Raw genomic sequence first — 16,379 nt, 5'->3', positions numbered from 1 at the left:
AACCAGTTTCGGGAAGCCCCCAAACCCCCAATCCTGGGGGCTTTGAACTGGGGTTCCCCCCAGGATTGGGGAAACCCCAGAACGCCTAATTGGGAAAACGTAGATATTTCCGTAAAGGGGGGCCAATGCAGGATTTTGAGCTTTAGTTCGAGATCTGTGTACACCGTAGCCTTCGTAAGGGGGGAAGTGCCCAGTCATCTAAAGAACGCTCTTGTAAAGAGCAGATATACCATCAGAAAACCTCATTCCCCTGAAAATGATCTGACGGCATAATGAAGAATGTTGGTCAGATTCGACTCATTAAACGAACAATCACCATAGGAGCCCATGAGCGCAACACTTACAAGAGATTACAAAGTAGCTGATATTAACCTGGCCAGCTGGGGCCGCAAAGAAATTGCGATCGCAGAAGGCGAAATGCCTGCGCTGATGACCATTCGCAAAAAATATAGCGATATCAAGCCCTTGGCCGGCGCCAAGATTATCGGCTGCATCCACATGACCATCCAAACCGCCGTCCTAATCGAAACCCTAATCGAACTAGGCGCCGACGTTCGCTGGTCCTCCTGCAATATCTTCTCCACCCAAGACCACGCCGCCGCCGCCATCGCCGAAGCCGGTGTGCCCGTCTTTGCCTGGAAGGGCGAAACCGAAGAAGAATACATCTGGTGCATCGAGCAAACCTGCCGCACCGCCGACGGCAACCTATGGGAAGCCAACATGATTTTGGATGACGGTGGCGACCTCACCGGCCACATCCACGAAAAGTATCCCGAAATGCTGGCCAACATCCACGGCGTTACCGAAGAGACCACCACCGGCGTGCACCGTCTCTACGAAATGCTAGAAAAAGGCGAGCTAAAAATTCCCGCCGTCAACGTTAACGACTCCGTTACCAAGGCCAAAAACGACAACAAGTACGGCTGCCGCCACAGCCTCAACGACGCCATCAAGCGCGGCACCGACCACCTAATGGCGGGCAAAAAAGCCCTAGTCATCGGCTACGGCGACGTGGGCAAAGGCTCCGTTGCCTCCCTACGCCAAGAAGGCATGATCGTAAAGGTCTCCGAAGTAGACCCCATCTGCGCCATGCAAGCCTGCATGGACGGCTATGAGGTCGTTTCCCCCTTCACCAACGGCATCAACGACGGCACCGCCGCCAGCCTCAACCAAGACCTGCTGGCCACCACCGACCTGCTGGTCACCACCACCGGCAACGTCAACGTGTGCGATGCCCACATGCTAGCGGCCCTCAAGCCCGGCGCCGTAGTATGCAACATCGGCCACTTCGACAACGAAATCGACACCGCCTACATGCGCAAAGCATGGCAGTGGGAAGAAGTGAAGCCCCAGGTGCACAAGGTATACCGCAGTGACGACCCCAAGGACTTCCTACTACTCCTAGCCGAAGGTCGCCTAGTCAACCTCGGTAACGCCACCGGCCACCCCTCCCGCATCATGGACGGTTCCTTCGCCAACCAGGTCCTAGCCCAAATGTTCCTATTTGAGCGCAAGTTTGCCGACCTAGCCGACGCAGACAAAGCTGCGGCCATCACCGTAGAAGTCCTACCCAAGCACCTCGACGAAGAAGTCGCCCGCTACATGGTAGAAGGCTTCGGTGGCGTCATCACCCAGCTCACCAAAACCCAGGCAGACTACATCAACGTCCCCGTAGAAGGCCCCTTTAAAACCGATAGCTACAAGTACTAAGGCAATACATTGAAAGCCCCCTAAATCCCCCAATTCTGGGGGACTTTGAACTGGGAGTTCCCCCCAGAATTGGGGGGACTAAGGGGGGCAATGCAGGATTTTGAGCTTTAGTCCGAGATCTGTATACACGGAAGCCTTGATAAGGGGAACCAACGGAGGGGTCTTCGAGCACTTACGCCAGTTATCCAAACCCCTCCCTGACGGTTCCCCATGGTAAGGGGAACCACTGGTCGCTAGGCACCACAGCTCATTTAACTTCCCGAAGCCTTTCTCTAAACTCAGAGAAAGGCTTCCTTAGTTTTTGCACCATCGCCCTAACCTGTAACGGCTAAACTTGGAATAGTCAGTCCACTAAACGTAAATTTTACGTAAAACTACCCCCGGCTCCCATGGCAACAACGCCCCCAGTTGTAACCATAATTAGACTGAGGGTAGCCATAACGAACCTTTTATTCGCTCTTTTATAGATACATCACCATTATGGAAAAGAATGCCAAGATCTACGTTGCTGGCCACAACGGCCTGGTAGGAAGCGCCATTGTCCGTGCCCTAAAAGATCAGGGATATACCAACCTGATTTTCAAAACCAGCAAAGAACTCGACCTGTGTCGCCAGGCAGACGTGGAGGCTTTCTTTGAGGCAACCAAACCAGACTATGTATTTCTAGCAGCGGCTAAGGTGGGCGGCATCCATGCCAACAATACCTACCGCGCGTCGTTCCTCTACGACAATATGATGATCGAAGCCAACGTCATCCACAGTGCCTATAAAGTTGGCGTGAAAAAGCTACTATTCCTCGGCTCGTCCTGCATTTACCCCAAGCTGGCCCCCCAGCCCATGAAGGAAGAACATTTGCTGACCGGGTTTCTAGAGCCCACAAACGAGCCCTATGCGATCGCAAAAATCGCCGGACTCAAACTATGCGAAAACTACTGCCGACAGTATGGCGTCAACTTTATCTCCGCCATGCCCACCAACCTCTACGGCCTCAACGATAACTTCGACCTAGCCAACTCCCACGTACTACCCGCGCTGATGCGCAAATTCCACGAAGCCAAGCTCAACCACCAACCCACCGCCGAAGTATGGGGCAGCGGCAGTCCCCTGCGCGAATTTCTCTACGTCGATGACCTCGCCGACGGTCTTCTCTTCCTAATGAACAACTACGAAGGCATCGACTTCGTCAACATCGGCAGCGGCAAGGAAATCTCCATCAAAGAACTTGCCCTCACCATCAAAGACGTTGTCGGCTACGAAGGTGACATTATCTTTGATAGCACCAAACCCGACGGCACCCCCCGCAAGCTAATGGATGTGTCTCGGTTGGCCAACCTGGGCTGGGAAGCGCAAACATCTTTGAAAGAAGGTGTTGCCAAGACCTATGAGTGGTTTTTGTTGCACTATGAGACATTACGAGGGGTTTAGGTTGACGCATGTTGGCGTAGATTAATTTTTTTTGGTGGGGGGAGTCGGTAACAATTAAAACCGGCTGCTTGGGGTCCCTCCGTGTTCCCCAAACCCCCTGGGCAGGGCGGAACGCCGCCCTACGACCCTCGTACCGGAGGATTTTGCTACATAGCGTATGTGTTGAGGGCTGGTCGGTAAAGCGGTTTAGAATTTTACGCTCAATCGCGCAAAATTCTAAAAAGGGCTATCTCAGATCTTGCACCAAGTCGGTTTTGAGCCTTAAACCCACATTGGATTCAAAATCCAACGCTAATTGAGGGCTGTCCACTAAAGGGACAAAATTGGATTAAAAGCTCTATATTTAGAGCTTTCAGGAATCCTCTAACCCCTTTTAGTGGGTTTTCATTCGATTAGCCTTGGCACTTTTAGTCCAAGGTGGGCCGTGCTTCATCACCAGGTGCAAGATTTAAGCTATCCCAGTCTCGATGTTTTACTGCTCAAGCCTCAAAGAGAGATTCTATCCAAAAATCAGAAAGTATCCACAAAGGATATTCTCCAGCACAAACGTGACAAACAAAATGGTCAGAACCTAGCCCATAGACCTTGCCGTACCCCCTTATTTTTGCAATTCAGGACAACCGTTGCCGTCCGCCAGGTTCTAGGGCGGCGGAACGCCCTAGCCAGGGGGTTTGGGGAACTCGGCGGGACCCCAAGCGACTGGTTTTGCCACCAACCAACACCCCCAACCCATCCAACACCTGGAGGCCAGCCCAAAAATTATGCTATGACCAATACAGTCAACCTAATCCCCCTCTCCCAATGGGCCAACGCCTAGCCCACCGCTACCGCATCACCAAACTACTAGGCCAGGGCGGCTTCGGCAAAGTGTACCTGGCCCACGATGAGCAATTGCCCGGCCAACCCACCTGCGTCGTCAAACAGCTTCACCCCGTCAACCCAAAATCCAGCGCCACCGCCCAGCGCCTATTCGACCTAGAAGCCAAAACCCTATACCAACTAGGCGAACATCCCCAAATCCCCAGACTGCTGGCCCACATCCAAGAAGATGGCCACATGTACCTGGTGCAAGACTATATCCCAGGCCATTCCCTAGAAACCGAATTTGCCCAAGGCCCCCTCAACATCGCCGCCGCGCAAGTATGCCTGCAAGAACTACTTACCGTACTCGCCGCCGTCCATGGCCAAAATGTGATCCACCGCGACATTAAACCCAGCAACATTTTGCGGCGCCACGAACCGGGCCAACTCCCCGGCCCCCTAGTGCTAATCGACTTTGGTGCGGTCAAAGCCATCCAGGCAGACCAACCCCACACGGTGGCCATTGGCTCCCTGGGCTACATGGCCCCAGAACAACAAGCCTCTCGCCCCGGGTTTAGCAGCGACCTCTACAGCCTGGGGATGGTCATCCTCCAGGGGCTGTCGGGACGGCACCCGATGACCTTTGACATGCCCACCAGCTGCGCCCAGCTCGGGGTGGCAGTTCCCGCCGAGCTAGCCCAGTTTATCGACCGGCTAATCTATTTGGACCACCACCAACGCTACCCCAATGCCACCGCAGCCCTAGCCGCATTCACCCAGCTGATGTCCGGCAACCCCGCCCCCCAGGCCTTGGCCCTGGCAACAACACAGCTGCCCCCCGGCCCACCGCCCGCGCCAACGACTCCACCGGCCGCCGCCCATTCGCAACAAACCTACCGCAACCGCCAGGCCCTGCTCAACAAGGTGCGGCGCTTTTGGATCGAAGGCGTGCTAGAACGCTCTCTCCATGGCCAGGTGTTGCTCTCCCTGGGGTTAGAAGAACGCCCCGATGCGATCGCACCGCCCTGGCAGGTCTCCTATGCCAGCCCCGGCCAGGCCCCCCAGCCGCTACCGGCCAACACCCAGGCCAGCCACGTATTCGATGCCATCGGCGAGGGCCGCACCCTGGTGATTTTAGGCGAACCCGGCGCGGGCAAAACCACCACCCTGCTCAGTTTGGCCCGCACCCTGCTCCAGCGGGTAGAACAGACCGAAACCCACCGACTGCCGGTAATTTTCAACCTATCGTCCTGGCTCAACCAGCCCATGGAAAAGTGGCTGGTGCAGGAACTCAACAGCAAATACCAAGTACCCAAGGCCATTGGCAAACAATGGGTGGCCGCACAACAGCTGCTGCTATTGCTCGATGGCCTCGACGAAGTTGCCCTCGACCGCCGCGCCGCCTGCGTCACCGCCATCAACCAGTTCCACCAAGACTATGGCCCAGAAATGGTGGTGTGCAGCCGCATCCGCGACTATGAGGCCCTACCGGAAAAGCTTACCTTCCAGGCGGCTTTGTTTTTGCGCCCCCTCACCGATGACCAAATTTTGGCCTATTTAAACCAGCCCGACCAGGGGCTGACGGGGCTAAAATCTCTTTTGGAAAAAGACGCCGCCATCCAGGATAACAACGTCTCACTATTGGAACTGGCCCGCTCCCCCCTGATTTTGAACATTATGGTACTCACCTTCCAGGGGGTGGCGGCGGCAGAGATTTTTCCAGACTCTTCTGCGGGCAGCCCGCCCAACTACCAACAACAACTCTTTGATGCCTACATCCAGCGGATGCTGGCCCACCGTCCCGATGCGGCCTACCGCCCAGATCAAATTATCCATTGGCTCTCCACCCTGGCCCAGCGGCTGGTGGCCACCTCCGAAACCATCTTTCTGATTGAGCGCATGCAGCCGGACTGGCTATCGCCGCCGCTGCGCCGTTTGTATGTGGTCGGGCTGTGGTGCATATTTTTTGCGATCGCCTTTACCATCGGCTCCCAAGTCCTGGCCTGGGACCGGTTACTGGCAGGGATTTTCCTAGGGGGCATCATCTGCCACCACATTTTTGGCGTCCGCCGCATTACCCCAGCCGAAACCCTACGCTGGTCGTGGCAAGCGGCCCGCAACAATCTGTTGATCGGCATTACCATCGGCCCCCTCATCGGCTGGGGTCTCAAAATCGGCGTGGGGCTTACCTTTGGCCATCGCCCCTGTTTGCTCAACGGTAGCTGCCTGCCCAACCATAGCCTCATCGGCCTCACCTTTGGCGCCACCCTAGGTCTCACCTATGGCCTGATTCGCGGCCTTAGCAGCAAACAAATCGGCACCACCAGCCGCCCCAATGCCGGCATCTGGCAATCGGCCCGCAATTGCACCCTCTTCGCCCTAGTGGCCATGGTCACCCTCTACATTCCCGGTGCCCTCATCGGCAACACCGAAGCCGACTTTTGGGCCGCCACCGGTCTGGCCTTCGGCTTTGCTGCGGGCGGTGGCGAAGCCCTGATTAAACACGTCCTGCTGCGCCTGCTGCTCACCGTCAACGGCACCATCCCCTGGAACTACCGCCAGTTTCTAGACTATGCCGCCGCCAGCATTTTCCTCCAAAAAGTAGGCGGCGGTTACTTATTTATCCATCGCCTAGTGCTAGAGCACTTTGCGACCAAAGAAGTCGGAATCAGGAAGTCGGAAGTCGGAAATCCCAATTCCTAATTCCCAATAAAGACTGCATAAACCCTGTGGATTTCCCTGTCATTCCGTGTACTCTGATACAGAAATCATTTTTAATAAATAACCCATTATGTATTCCATGGTTTTCGTTATGGTCGGCGCCCTGCTGGTTATCGTTGTGGTCACCAGCATCATCGGCTCTAAAACGTTCTAAATTGAACTAGTGGTCTGTCAAGCCTAAAATTTAGAATAAGGCCAGTAAAGAGTAAAGGGTGAAACGAGATGAAGAGTCACTCTTTACCCTTCACTCTTTACCCTTCACTCTTCATCAAGGCAGAATCCCCATTTTTAGCGTTGACGCTGCCCTAGGGCTCCGCCGGTTCAATCACCAACAATTCCCCATTGTCTTCATCGGTCAACACATAGAGATAACCGTTAGGTCCCTGGCGCACATCCCGCACCCGCTGACCGATGGGGATAGCCTCAACTTCTTGAGCGCCGCCGCCGGAACTCAGCCGAATCCGCCGAATCTCTTTATTTACCAACGCCCCGGCAAACAAATCTCCCTGCCATTCTGGAAATGCGTCCCCATTGTAGACGGCCAACCCAGAAGGCGCAATGGACGGGGTCCAAACAATGTCCGGGTCCACCATCCCCGGCTGGGATTGTCGCTCGCTCACCAACCGGTCCACATGGTATTCACGACTGTGGCTCACCACCGGCCAACCGTAGTTGTTGCCCGGGGCCAATCGGTTTAGTTCATCGCCGCCCCTGGCCCCGTGTTCTGTCACCCACACCTGTTGTTGCCCCCCATGGTAGGCCAATCCCTGAATGTTGCGATGGCCATAGGTCCACAGGGCAGATGGCGCCGCCGTTCCGGGTAGGACTGGGTTGTCCCTGGGAACAGACCCATCGTCATTCAACCGCAGCACTTTACCCAAATGGCTAGTAGAGTTTTGGGCCTGCTGGCGAATCAGCGCCCCATCTAGCTCCAGGGGCGGGTTGCCCCCATCGCCAATGGACACCAACAGGGTGCCGTCGGGCAGCCACAACAGCCTGGCACCAAAATGTTGGCTCCCTGGTTTTAGGGGCTCAACAGAAAAGATAATTTCCCAGTCTTGGAGACTGTTGCCAACAAGTTTTGCCCGGGCCACCTGGGTGCCATTGGCCTCGGAGGTCCCCGCCGCATAGGTAAAGTAAACCCATTGGTTATCGACAAACTGGGGGTGGATCGCCACATCCAACAACCCACCCTGACCCTTGGCAAAGACGGGAGGTGTTCCCCTCGTCAGGGGCACACCCCTTGCAAGGGGCACACCCTTGACGGGTATCAGCTCCCCCCCGGTCCAATGCTGCACCCCACCGGCACGTTCTGTAATCAAGACACTGTCGTCCGGCAGCCAGGCCATCCCCCAGGGGTGATCTAACCCGGATGCGATCGCACGAATGCCATAGGCCGTTTGCCCAGGTCTTGTCGCCCCGCCGTCAGTCACGCCAACATCAGTGGCACCAACGTCAGTCACGCCAACATCAGTGGCCCCGCCGTCAGTCACGCCAACATCAGTCGGAGCAGGCCCCCCATCCTGGGAAACCACCGGCTGACAGCCCAGCACCACCGCCAAACCCACCAGACCCGCTAGGCCAAATAGCCGTTTCATTCCGTTAGTTAGCATCCTTCCTAAACTCCGTACATGCCGTCCGACCAGGGGCCCTCCGACCATATAAACCAAGCGCTGTAGTCTTTTGTAACAGTTGCAAAAGGCTAACAGCCGCCCAGGGTCGAACCGCTACTTAAGCTAGCATTAAGATGCTAGACCAATGGCTAAGCTCGCCTGGTTAAGTCCGGGCCAGCCTGGGGTTTAGCCCTATCCTGCAGCAAAAGTACACATTGAATCACAAAAAAGAACGCAAACAGCCTGATATATTAGTGGCTTCGTGCCAATTACAGTTCATAGGAGGTTCCTTCTCTGGTAGTGCTTATCTATACATCCAACAAGTGGTGGTAGGCCATGTCTCCTGAAGATGCCATTAACCTTGTTGATAAGCTGCTCTCACCCTATCGACTGACGGCGATTCAAGAAGTCGTCTTTAGACGGTGTTGGGAAGGTTCTACCTACGCGGAAATTGCCTCCAGTGAAGGATACGACGCAGACTATGTGCGGGTTACTGGTTCCCGCCTCTGGCAAAAAATCTCCCAAGTTTTAGGCGAACGGGTTACTAAAAAGAACATTCATGCGGTGCTGCGGCAGCAGTCCCATCAGCTGCATCAGCCCGAAACCCCGTCTCCATGGTGGCCCGGCGCCGATGAACAATCGGACACCCCCTTCCCCGGTAGCCCGTTGCCCCTGGGTAGCCCCCTCTATATTGAACGCCCCCCCGTAGAAAAGCAGGCCATGGGGGAATTACGTAAGCCCGGAGCGCTGCTGAGAATTCGTGCCCCAGAACGGTGGGGCAAAACGTCCTTAGTAAATCGCCTGGTGGCCCAGGCCCAAACCCTCAATTTCAGCGTCGTTCGCCTCAACTTTCGCCAGGCCGATGGGGGGGTGTTGGCCAATTTTGATAAATTTTTGCGTTGGTTTTGCGCCAACATTGCCCAGCAGCTACGGCTATCCACCCGTCTGGATGAAGTATGGAATGTGGATCTAGGCAGCAAGGTGAGCTGCACTAACTATATGCAAAATAGTGTGCTCACACCGCTGCAGCATCCCCTATTGCTGGTAATTGACGACCTCCAGGCCGTATTTGAACACCCGGCCATGGCCCAGGAGTTTTTGCCCATGTTGCGGGTGTGGCACGAGGAGGCCAAAAACCTGCCGGAGTGGGGCCACCTGAGGCTCTTGGTCGCCTACGCCACCGAAGCATTTATTCCGTTACAAATTCATCAGTCTCCTTTCAATGTGGGTCTGCCCCTACGGCTACCGGCCTTTACGTTGGCCCAAACCCAGCAGTTGGCCCAGCGCTATCGGGTGGCGTGGGAAGACAGCCTGGGCGATTTGCATCGGCTGGTGAACGGCCATCCCTATTTGATTCACCTGGCGCTTTATAACCTCAGTGTCCAGCAGATGAACCTGACCACGCTGATTGATGAGGCACCGCAACACAGTGGCATCTACAGCGACCACCTGCGTAGCTACCTCGCCATTTTTGAATCGGAACCGAAACTATGTCGGTCGTTTTATCAGGTCATCCAAGAAGAAACGACCACGGAGCTTGAGCCCATGGCCGCTTATCGCTTAGAAAGTATGGGACTTGTAACCCTAGCCGGGAACACAGCAACCGCCAGTTGCAACCTGTATAAGGAATATTTTGGCGGACGTTTAGGAATCGACCCAGGCTGATGTAGCTAGCTGGCTGTACATGGTTTCCCCAAGGGGACGCAGCGCCTGGATGTAGGCGAACACGTCCTCGGCGGTGTAGGAGCCACATAGGTAGGCATCGGCCTGCTCTGCTGACTGGGAGCCACCACAGTCGGAACAAACTAAAACGGGAACACGACCCACGACAGCACTGCGCTTGATGCGATCGCAAACAGATTGAACCTCTGTAGCGGGTAACGACTCAACAATGATCAACTCGGGTGAAATAAAGCTTAACAACGGCAACAGGGTTTCACCACTTTCCACTTGAAAGACAGACAGTCCGTGCCAGTGCAACAGATCAGCCAATAGGGTCTCTGGCTGATTTGCGCCTCCCACAATTGCAATAGCTTTCATAAAACCATACCTCCTGAGAGTCCTAAAGCGTGTGGCGATGCCGAATACGGCGTTGGGAACATGGCTGTAAAGCCGCCTTGCTAATTGAAATCACCACTTGAAGTAACAAAAGTTGTTGAACAAAGGTGTTTTCAGGAACCTCGGCTCAGCAAGAACAACAAATGTAAACTATTAAATTGCGTAACCGTAGCCCTAGATATCTCTAGCCGCGTAACCAGAACCACCAATTGATAAATGACCAACAGACTTGTTCGCTATGAAAGCAATTTAAGGGAAAACACCGAAAATCTGTAAGGCTAAAAAAGTAATTTAAAGGAAGATCCTATTGGTCTTTCTAGATACCACCTAGATCTCCCCCACCGATCCCCCGGGTGCACAGCTGTCGATCCGCATCGGATAAATTATCTCCATAAGCTAAATAATTATCGAGCCAGCGGCAGCTATCCTCCAAAAGTTGCTCAAAACTACGGTTGTCTTGCCAATCCCACAAAATCATCTGTCGATCGTGGCCACTGGACACTAGCGTTTGTCCATCTGGACTAAAGGCTACCCCCCAGGTGAACCCATTATGCCCATAAAGCGTGGTAACTAAAGTGCCGTCCAATTGCCAGATACGTACGGTGCGATCGTAGCTAGTGGAGGCAATTAGCTGACCATCGGGGCTAAAGGCCACCCCATGGACCCTGGCCCGATGACCGCTCAGGGTGGCCAGGGGCTTGCCTTCGATGGACCACAGCCGCACCGTGTGGTCCGCACTGGCCGAAGCGATCACCTGGCTATCGGGGCTCACGGCCACCGCCCAAATGGGCGACCGATGGCCATGGATGCTTTTCTGCAGTTCGCCCCGGCGGTTCCATATTTTGATGGTGTGGTCCCACCCGGCGGACACCAGATATTCGCCATCGGGGCTATAGGCCACCCCATAAACCCGATTTCGATGACCCACAAGGGTGCGCACGAGTTCCCCCCCCGAGGTCCATAGCTTGATTGTGCTATCCCAGCTGGCCGATGCGATTTCATCCCCCTCGGGGCTAAAGGCCACCCCCCAAACGCGATCGCCATGGTCCTTGAGGGTGTGGAGCAACGCCCCCTCCGGACGCCACAGTTTTACCGTCTTATCGGCACTGGCAGAGGCCAACATACCGCCATCGGGGCTAAAGGCCACCTGGCGAATCCGATCGGTGTGCCCCCGCAGCACGGCCAGTAGGCTCCCCTGCCAATCCCACAGGCGAACGGTTTTATCCCAGCTGCCCGCGGCCAATGTCCGCTGATGCACCGCCAGCCCCGTCACCGGACCGGAATAGCCATGGAGGGTGCGATGAATTTTATCCAACCGCCACAGCCGCACCGTAGCGTCATCACTGCTGGAGGCCAACACCTGACCATCGGGGCTAAAATCAATGCTCCAGGTGCCCGCGTCGTGGCCCTTGAGGGTGGTCACCAGGGTGCCGCTGCTGGTCCATAGCTTCACCGTGTTATCCCAACTGGTGGAGGCCAGCTGCAGCCCATCGGGACTAAACTGCAGATTCCACACCCGATCCTGGTGGCCGTCTAGGGTAATGGGCTGTATGGTTTGGGCATCATCATCATCGGCGGTGGCGCCGTCCCGCTGCCCCACCAGGGACCACAGCTTAATCGTTTTGTCGTCACTGCCAGAGGCCAGCACCTGGCCGTTGGGGGTAAAGGCCAACCCATAAACACCGGCCTGGTGTCCCCGCAGCTCCTGGATTTTCTCACCGCTGGTGGCATCCCACAGGCGAATGGTTTGGTCTTCGCTGGCGGTGGCCAACGTCAGACCATCGGGGCTAATGATGGCCTGGGTAACGCTGGCTCCGTGGGCCTGGATATCGAGCAGCAGCTCCCCCGTGCGATCCCACAGCTTCAGGGAACCGTCCTCGCCACCGGTGACAAAGGTCTGGCTATCGAGGGCCACATCCACCGCATTGACTCGCCCTTCATAGCCCCGCAAAGTCATCGGCGGCCCCACCACACCGGGCAGCTCGTTCTCATAGGTGATGGGCCAAATTTTTACCGTGGCGTCGGCACTGGCCGATACCAAATACTCCCCATCGGGGCTAAAGGCCACATCCCACACCGCATTGGTATGGCCGCTCAGGGTGGTAATCAACTGGCCATCGGCATGCCACAGTTTGAGGGTATTGTCCCAGCTGGCCGAGGCAATGTAGCGACCATCGGGGCTAAAGGCGACACCGTAGACGGGGGCCCGATGGCCCCGCAGCTGGTTGGCCTCCGCAATGCCTTGGATAGCCCGTCGCAGGGTTCTCTCCACCTGTTGCTTCACTAGGGGCTGGGGGCTGGGCAAACGCTGGATCTGTCGTCCCGCCCGCACCGCCTCCAACAGCGACTGTAGGCGGTTGTTGCGGTTGTAGAGGGCGTCGGCATAGTAGCTAACGGACAGGGCCTGGTTGTTTTGGTTGTCCTGCCGGGTGAGCATGGTCTGCCGCGACTGGCGATAGGCCAACATGGCCACACTGGTAATGCTCAAAAATGCTATGCCCATGCCCACGAGCAAAAAGCGCTGCAAAGTGACATTGCGCCGCTCGGCTTCCAGCTTGGCTTCAAGTTCTTTTAGACGCTCCGATTCCAATGCCTGCTGCACTTCCTGGCGATCTACCGCCTCACTGTCCGAGAGAAATTTATAGTCTAAATCGCTCAGCTGTTGATCCTTGGCCCAAGCCTGGGCTTCGATTAAGGACTGCCCCCGCAACAGTCGCGAACGATCCTGTTGTTTCGACTGCACCCAGGCATCAAAGGCTTGGGAATAGGGACGCAGACGCCCCAAGTGGTAATCGACCCAGTCGTCGTTAAAGACTTTACGATAGAGCTGATTGCGCACGACTAATTGGCCGGCTTGTTTCACAATCAGCCCCGACAGCAACAACTCTTCTTTAAGGTGGTTGTCTTCTAGGGTTAGCGACTGGTTGGACAACAACTTTTTATAACAGCCCAACAGACGGCTAATTAGCTGGGAGCGAGAGAGCAGCCGATCTTGGATAATCCGCAGATGGGGGGGCTCATCCTGGGATTCCCAGTTTCTGATTAGCTGGGTACGCACTAACCCATCCACCCAGGGTTGTTCTACGTAGACGCCGGGGCGCGACGAGAGTTTATTCACCACCAGCTGGCACAGCTTTTGGGTCAAAAAGGGCTGGCCATTGGTCCAGGCCAAAATATAATCCAGGGTTTCCACCGGGTTGCTCACCGTGGGAAACAGACCCTGGCTTAGGGGCATGGCCTCATCTAGGGTAAAGCCCCCCAGTTCAATGGCGGTGCCGATGTTAAACGGTGTGCGGTTGGGGTTGTGGCACAGGTCCGTCGGTGTGGCCACACCAAACAGCGCAAAGCTCAACCGTCGATATTGGGGGTTGTCCACCCGCTGGTTGTAGCAGTAGCGAATTAGGGTAAACAGATCATCCGCCGGAAACGGCAGCGCCAGCACACTGTCAATTTCGTCAATAAAAATAACGATGCGGTCTGCCTCGATTTGCTTCAGCACCACATCCTTCATAAATCGTTCTAGGCGGTGCACCGCAGATAGGCTGTCCCCCTGTTGCCACCACTGCTGAAAATTTCCGGCCAGCTTGAGGCTGCGCCATAGCTCCGCCGCAATGCCCATGTACCAGGTTTCGGCGGTGGCATGGTCACTGCCAAGATTGGTGAGGTCAATGGCCGCACAGCATACCCCATCGCGTTGCAGCCGGTCCTTGGTTCTTACCCGCAGGCTCGATTTGCCAATTTGCCGTGTGTTAAACACATAGCAAAACTCTCCTCGACCTAGACTTTCGTAGAGATAATCGTCGGCCTGGCGCTTGATATAGGTGGGCGCCTGGGCATGGAGACTACCGCCGACTTGGTAGGAGGGAATGGTGAGGGTCATGGGGTGACGTCAGGGGCAAAACGGGGCAGGAGTTGGCAATTTGTTCCTATTCAAGCACTAGCTTAGCAATGGCGGGGGTGGCCTTTTGCTTACGAAAATTAACCGCCTTTTGCAACAGCAGCCAGGCCCTGGGGGAAAACATGGCCGGCAGGCTAAAGCGCAGGGCACTGGCCAGTTGCTTTTGTTTGAGGGCCACAATCATCCAGTGGAGGCTGAGGTACTGGCGAATGGTTTGCAGCGTGGGCAGCTTCGCTCGATGTTTGGGACTAACGTGTTGGTAGATGCGCTCTTTAATTAGGATATTGGTATTCAGCCGGGTGCGTAGGGTTATTTTTTGGTCATAGCCACCGGGCCACACGGTGCGATAGGTGAGGCACTTGTTTACAAACAAGGCATCGCCGTGGTCCGCCACCCGAATCCAGGAATCGATATCGTCAAAGCCGGTCATGGCGATGTCCCAACCGCCGGACTTGATAAAGGCATCTCGACGCACCGCCACCTGAATCGGGGTGCCAAAGGGAACCACCTCTAAAAACATGCCGTAGTGGATATCGGCCTGGGGAATATAAAATACCTCCCCCGGACCGGTGATGGGGGTGCGGCTGAGTTCTTCGCCGTCGGTGTCCACCTGGGCGGCCTGGCAAGAGCAAATTACGGCTTCGGGGCGCTGCCCAATGGCCTGCACCATGGTTTCAATGCAGTTGGGGGCTAGGTAATCGTCGTCGTCCACCAGCTTGATCCAGGTGCCTGTGGCCCGTTCCACCCCCACATTCACAGCCCCGGAATGGTTGATATTGGTGTCGTTGCGGTGATAGACCACCCGCTCTCCCAGGCTTTCCACATATTCTTGGGTGCCGTCGGTCGAGGCGTTGTCCACCACGATCACTTCACAGGGAAACGTTTGCCCTAGGGCGGTTGCGATCGCGCGCTGCAATAGCGCCACCCGGTTGTAGGTGGTAATCACAATGCTGAACGATATCTGGTCTGGATCCATAGCCTCTAGCCTCGCTAAGCGCTCTTGGTTATTGTGCCAAATTCATCCCCGAGACTTTCAGGGGCCGCCAGGTTTTGGCCGCACGAACGTAGAAACAGACGTCAAGGGCGAATTTCTGTAAAATACCAATTCTTCGAGTTCCTCTAAATGTATGGTTCGTCTACCCCTTTCCCGATTGTGTCTTTTCGCAGGGGGGCTAATTACCCTTGCCACCCTATTAGGATTTGCCGAGCAACTATGGTGGCGCTTTGAGCTACTGGGCCATTTCCGTTGGCAATATTGTTGGCTACTGCTATTGCTCATGGCCATCGGCGTCTGGCAACGTCAACGCTGGTTCATCCTATGGCTGGTGCCCATGGCCATTAATGGGGCGCTGATTTTATCCTTGGCTTGGCCAGCGCAACCTGGGCTGGCAGCGGTGGACACGCTCACGGTACTCCACGCCAATATTGACCACACAAATCCCCAGCCCACCGCCGCCATTGACTATGTGAATCGTCAAACTGCAGATATTGTCTTTTTGCAGGAAATCACCCCGACCACCCTACCTCAGATTGTTGAAGGCCTGACCCACTATCGCCTGGTGGCGGCAGAACCTAAAGTGATATCCCACGGCAGCGCTATGTTTGTGCCCCAAGGTTCATCCCTAAAGATTCTCAGCAAGCAGATTATTCAGGTGCCCAACTACTCCCAGCGACCTTTACTCACGGTGGATATTCAACTTGGCTCCCAACGTATTAGTTTGATGAGCATTCACCTGACCCGACCGGGTACTGTCCGGGGCTCACACTTTCAAAATATTGAATTTCAAGCGGTGACAGACTGGGCTCGCCGCCAGATGGATGCCCAAAAGTCGGTGGTAATTATCGGGGATTTTAACTCCACCCCCTGGTCCCGCCGCATGGGCACCATGCAACGCCAGGGCAATCTGCAAAATTCCCAGCAGGGCCACATTGGGCAAATGACCTGGCCCGGTGACCTGCCATTTTTGCTGCAAATTGCGATTGATCATTGTTTGCACAGCCGCGACTTGGGGGTGCTGCATCGGTTCACCGGTCCCTACATTGGCTCCGACCACCTGCCATTGCACGTGACCTTAGGGATTGCCCACGTGACCTTAGGGATTGCCCACGGCTCTTAGGGGTGCCAGCTAAAAAAAAATTCTACCATCTCGAAA

At 55.5% G+C, this 16,379-nt stretch carries 10 protein-coding genes; 5 read left to right on the top strand and 5 right to left on the bottom strand.

Going from position 1 to position 16,379, the window contains the following annotated elements; genetic code table 11:
• Positions 1-327: 327 nt before the first annotated feature.
• Both ahcY and fcl read left to right on the top strand, forming a co-directional pair.
• Complete coding sequence (gene ahcY, locus IXB28_RS09555; protein WP_215618352.1) at positions 328-1,710, top strand: adenosylhomocysteinase; 1,383 nt, start codon at positions 328-330, stop codon at positions 1,708-1,710.
• Positions 1,711-2,190: 480 nt separating this feature from the next.
• Positions 2,191-3,135 carry a GDP-L-fucose synthase gene (fcl, locus tag IXB28_RS09550; RefSeq protein WP_215618351.1) on the top strand — a complete coding sequence of 315 codons (945 nt, stop codon included), beginning with the start codon at positions 2,191-2,193 and terminating at the stop codon, positions 3,133-3,135.
• Between the two features lie 611 nt (positions 3,136-3,746).
• Here the strand turns inward: fcl and IXB28_RS16775 are convergent.
• Positions 3,747-3,875: a hypothetical protein gene (locus IXB28_RS16775; protein ID WP_274609683.1), complete on the bottom strand. Its 129-nt coding sequence runs from the start codon at positions 3,873-3,875 to the stop codon at positions 3,747-3,749.
• Between the two features lie 61 nt (positions 3,876-3,936).
• Here IXB28_RS16775 and IXB28_RS09545 point away from each other — a divergent pair, with 61 nt between their 5' ends.
• Positions 3,937-6,639 (top strand): protein kinase domain-containing protein, encoded by a 2,703-nt coding sequence (locus IXB28_RS09545; protein ID WP_215618350.1) that lies wholly within the window; start codon positions 3,937-3,939, stop codon positions 6,637-6,639.
• Positions 6,640-6,962: 323 nt separating this feature from the next.
• Here IXB28_RS09545 and IXB28_RS09540 read toward each other — a convergent pair whose 3' ends face one another.
• The gene (locus IXB28_RS09540) at positions 6,963-8,270 is read right to left on the bottom strand and encodes a PQQ-dependent sugar dehydrogenase (protein WP_246559720.1); all 1,308 of its coding nucleotides are present in this window, start codon (positions 8,268-8,270) and stop codon (positions 6,963-6,965) included.
• Positions 8,271-8,606: 336 nt separating this feature from the next.
• Between IXB28_RS09540 and IXB28_RS09535 the strand changes: the two genes are divergently transcribed.
• Complete coding sequence (locus IXB28_RS09535) at positions 8,607-9,935, top strand: AAA-like domain-containing protein (protein ID WP_215618349.1); 1,329 nt, start codon at positions 8,607-8,609, stop codon at positions 9,933-9,935.
• On the opposite strand, the gene IXB28_RS09530 is transcribed toward IXB28_RS09535, so the two are convergent.
• The 3 genes from IXB28_RS09530 to IXB28_RS09520 form a co-directional block, all read right to left on the bottom strand.
• A complete protein-coding gene (locus IXB28_RS09530) occupies positions 9,915-10,310 on the bottom strand; it encodes a PleD family two-component system response regulator (RefSeq protein ID WP_215618348.1) in 396 nt (131 codons plus the stop codon). The two genes, IXB28_RS09535 and IXB28_RS09530, sit on opposite strands and share 21 nt — an antisense overlap.
• 334 nt (positions 10,311-10,644) lie before the next feature.
• Positions 10,645-14,208: an AAA-like domain-containing protein gene (locus IXB28_RS09525; RefSeq protein ID WP_215618347.1), complete on the bottom strand. Its 3,564-nt coding sequence runs from the start codon at positions 14,206-14,208 to the stop codon at positions 10,645-10,647.
• Between the two features lie 46 nt (positions 14,209-14,254).
• Positions 14,255-15,202 carry a glycosyltransferase family 2 protein gene (locus tag IXB28_RS09520; RefSeq protein ID WP_215618346.1) on the bottom strand — a complete coding sequence of 316 codons (948 nt, stop codon included), beginning with the start codon at positions 15,200-15,202 and terminating at the stop codon, positions 14,255-14,257.
• Positions 15,203-15,353: 151 nt separating this feature from the next.
• Here IXB28_RS09520 and IXB28_RS09515 point away from each other — a divergent pair, with 151 nt between their 5' ends.
• Positions 15,354-16,343, top strand: coding sequence for an endonuclease/exonuclease/phosphatase family protein (locus tag IXB28_RS09515; RefSeq protein WP_215618345.1), 990 nt, complete (start codon positions 15,354-15,356; stop codon positions 16,341-16,343).
• Positions 16,344-16,379 lie beyond the last annotated feature (36 nt).

This window comes from Leptothoe kymatousa TAU-MAC 1615, from assembly GCF_018739865.1.
GTDB lineage: Bacteria > Cyanobacteriota > Cyanobacteriia > Phormidesmidales > Phormidesmidaceae > Leptothoe > Leptothoe kymatousa.
This window is presented reverse-complemented; position numbering and strand designations above follow the sequence as displayed.

Excerpts from the sequence above, each read along its gene's own strand:
- ahcY (WP_215618352.1), top strand. The coding sequence starts at position 328 with ATGAGCGCAACACTTACAAGAGATTACAAAGTAGCTGATATTAACCTG.
- fcl (WP_215618351.1), top strand. The coding sequence starts at position 2,191 with ATGGAAAAGAATGCCAAGATCTACGTTGCTGGCCACAACGGCCTGGTA.
- IXB28_RS09545 (WP_215618350.1), top strand. The coding sequence starts at position 3,937 with ATGGGCCAACGCCTAGCCCACCGCTACCGCATCACCAAACTACTAGGC.
- IXB28_RS09540 (WP_246559720.1), bottom strand. The coding sequence starts at position 8,270 with ATGCTAACTAACGGAATGAAACGGCTATTTGGCCTAGCGGGTCTGGTG.
- IXB28_RS09535 (WP_215618349.1), top strand. The coding sequence starts at position 8,607 with ATGTCTCCTGAAGATGCCATTAACCTTGTTGATAAGCTGCTCTCACCC.
- IXB28_RS09530 (WP_215618348.1), bottom strand. The coding sequence starts at position 10,310 with ATGAAAGCTATTGCAATTGTGGGAGGCGCAAATCAGCCAGAGACCCTA.
- IXB28_RS09525 (WP_215618347.1), bottom strand. The coding sequence starts at position 14,208 with ATGACCCTCACCATTCCCTCCTACCAAGTCGGCGGTAGTCTCCATGCC.
- IXB28_RS09520 (WP_215618346.1), bottom strand. The coding sequence starts at position 15,202 with ATGGATCCAGACCAGATATCGTTCAGCATTGTGATTACCACCTACAAC.
- IXB28_RS09515 (WP_215618345.1), top strand. The coding sequence starts at position 15,354 with ATGGTTCGTCTACCCCTTTCCCGATTGTGTCTTTTCGCAGGGGGGCTA.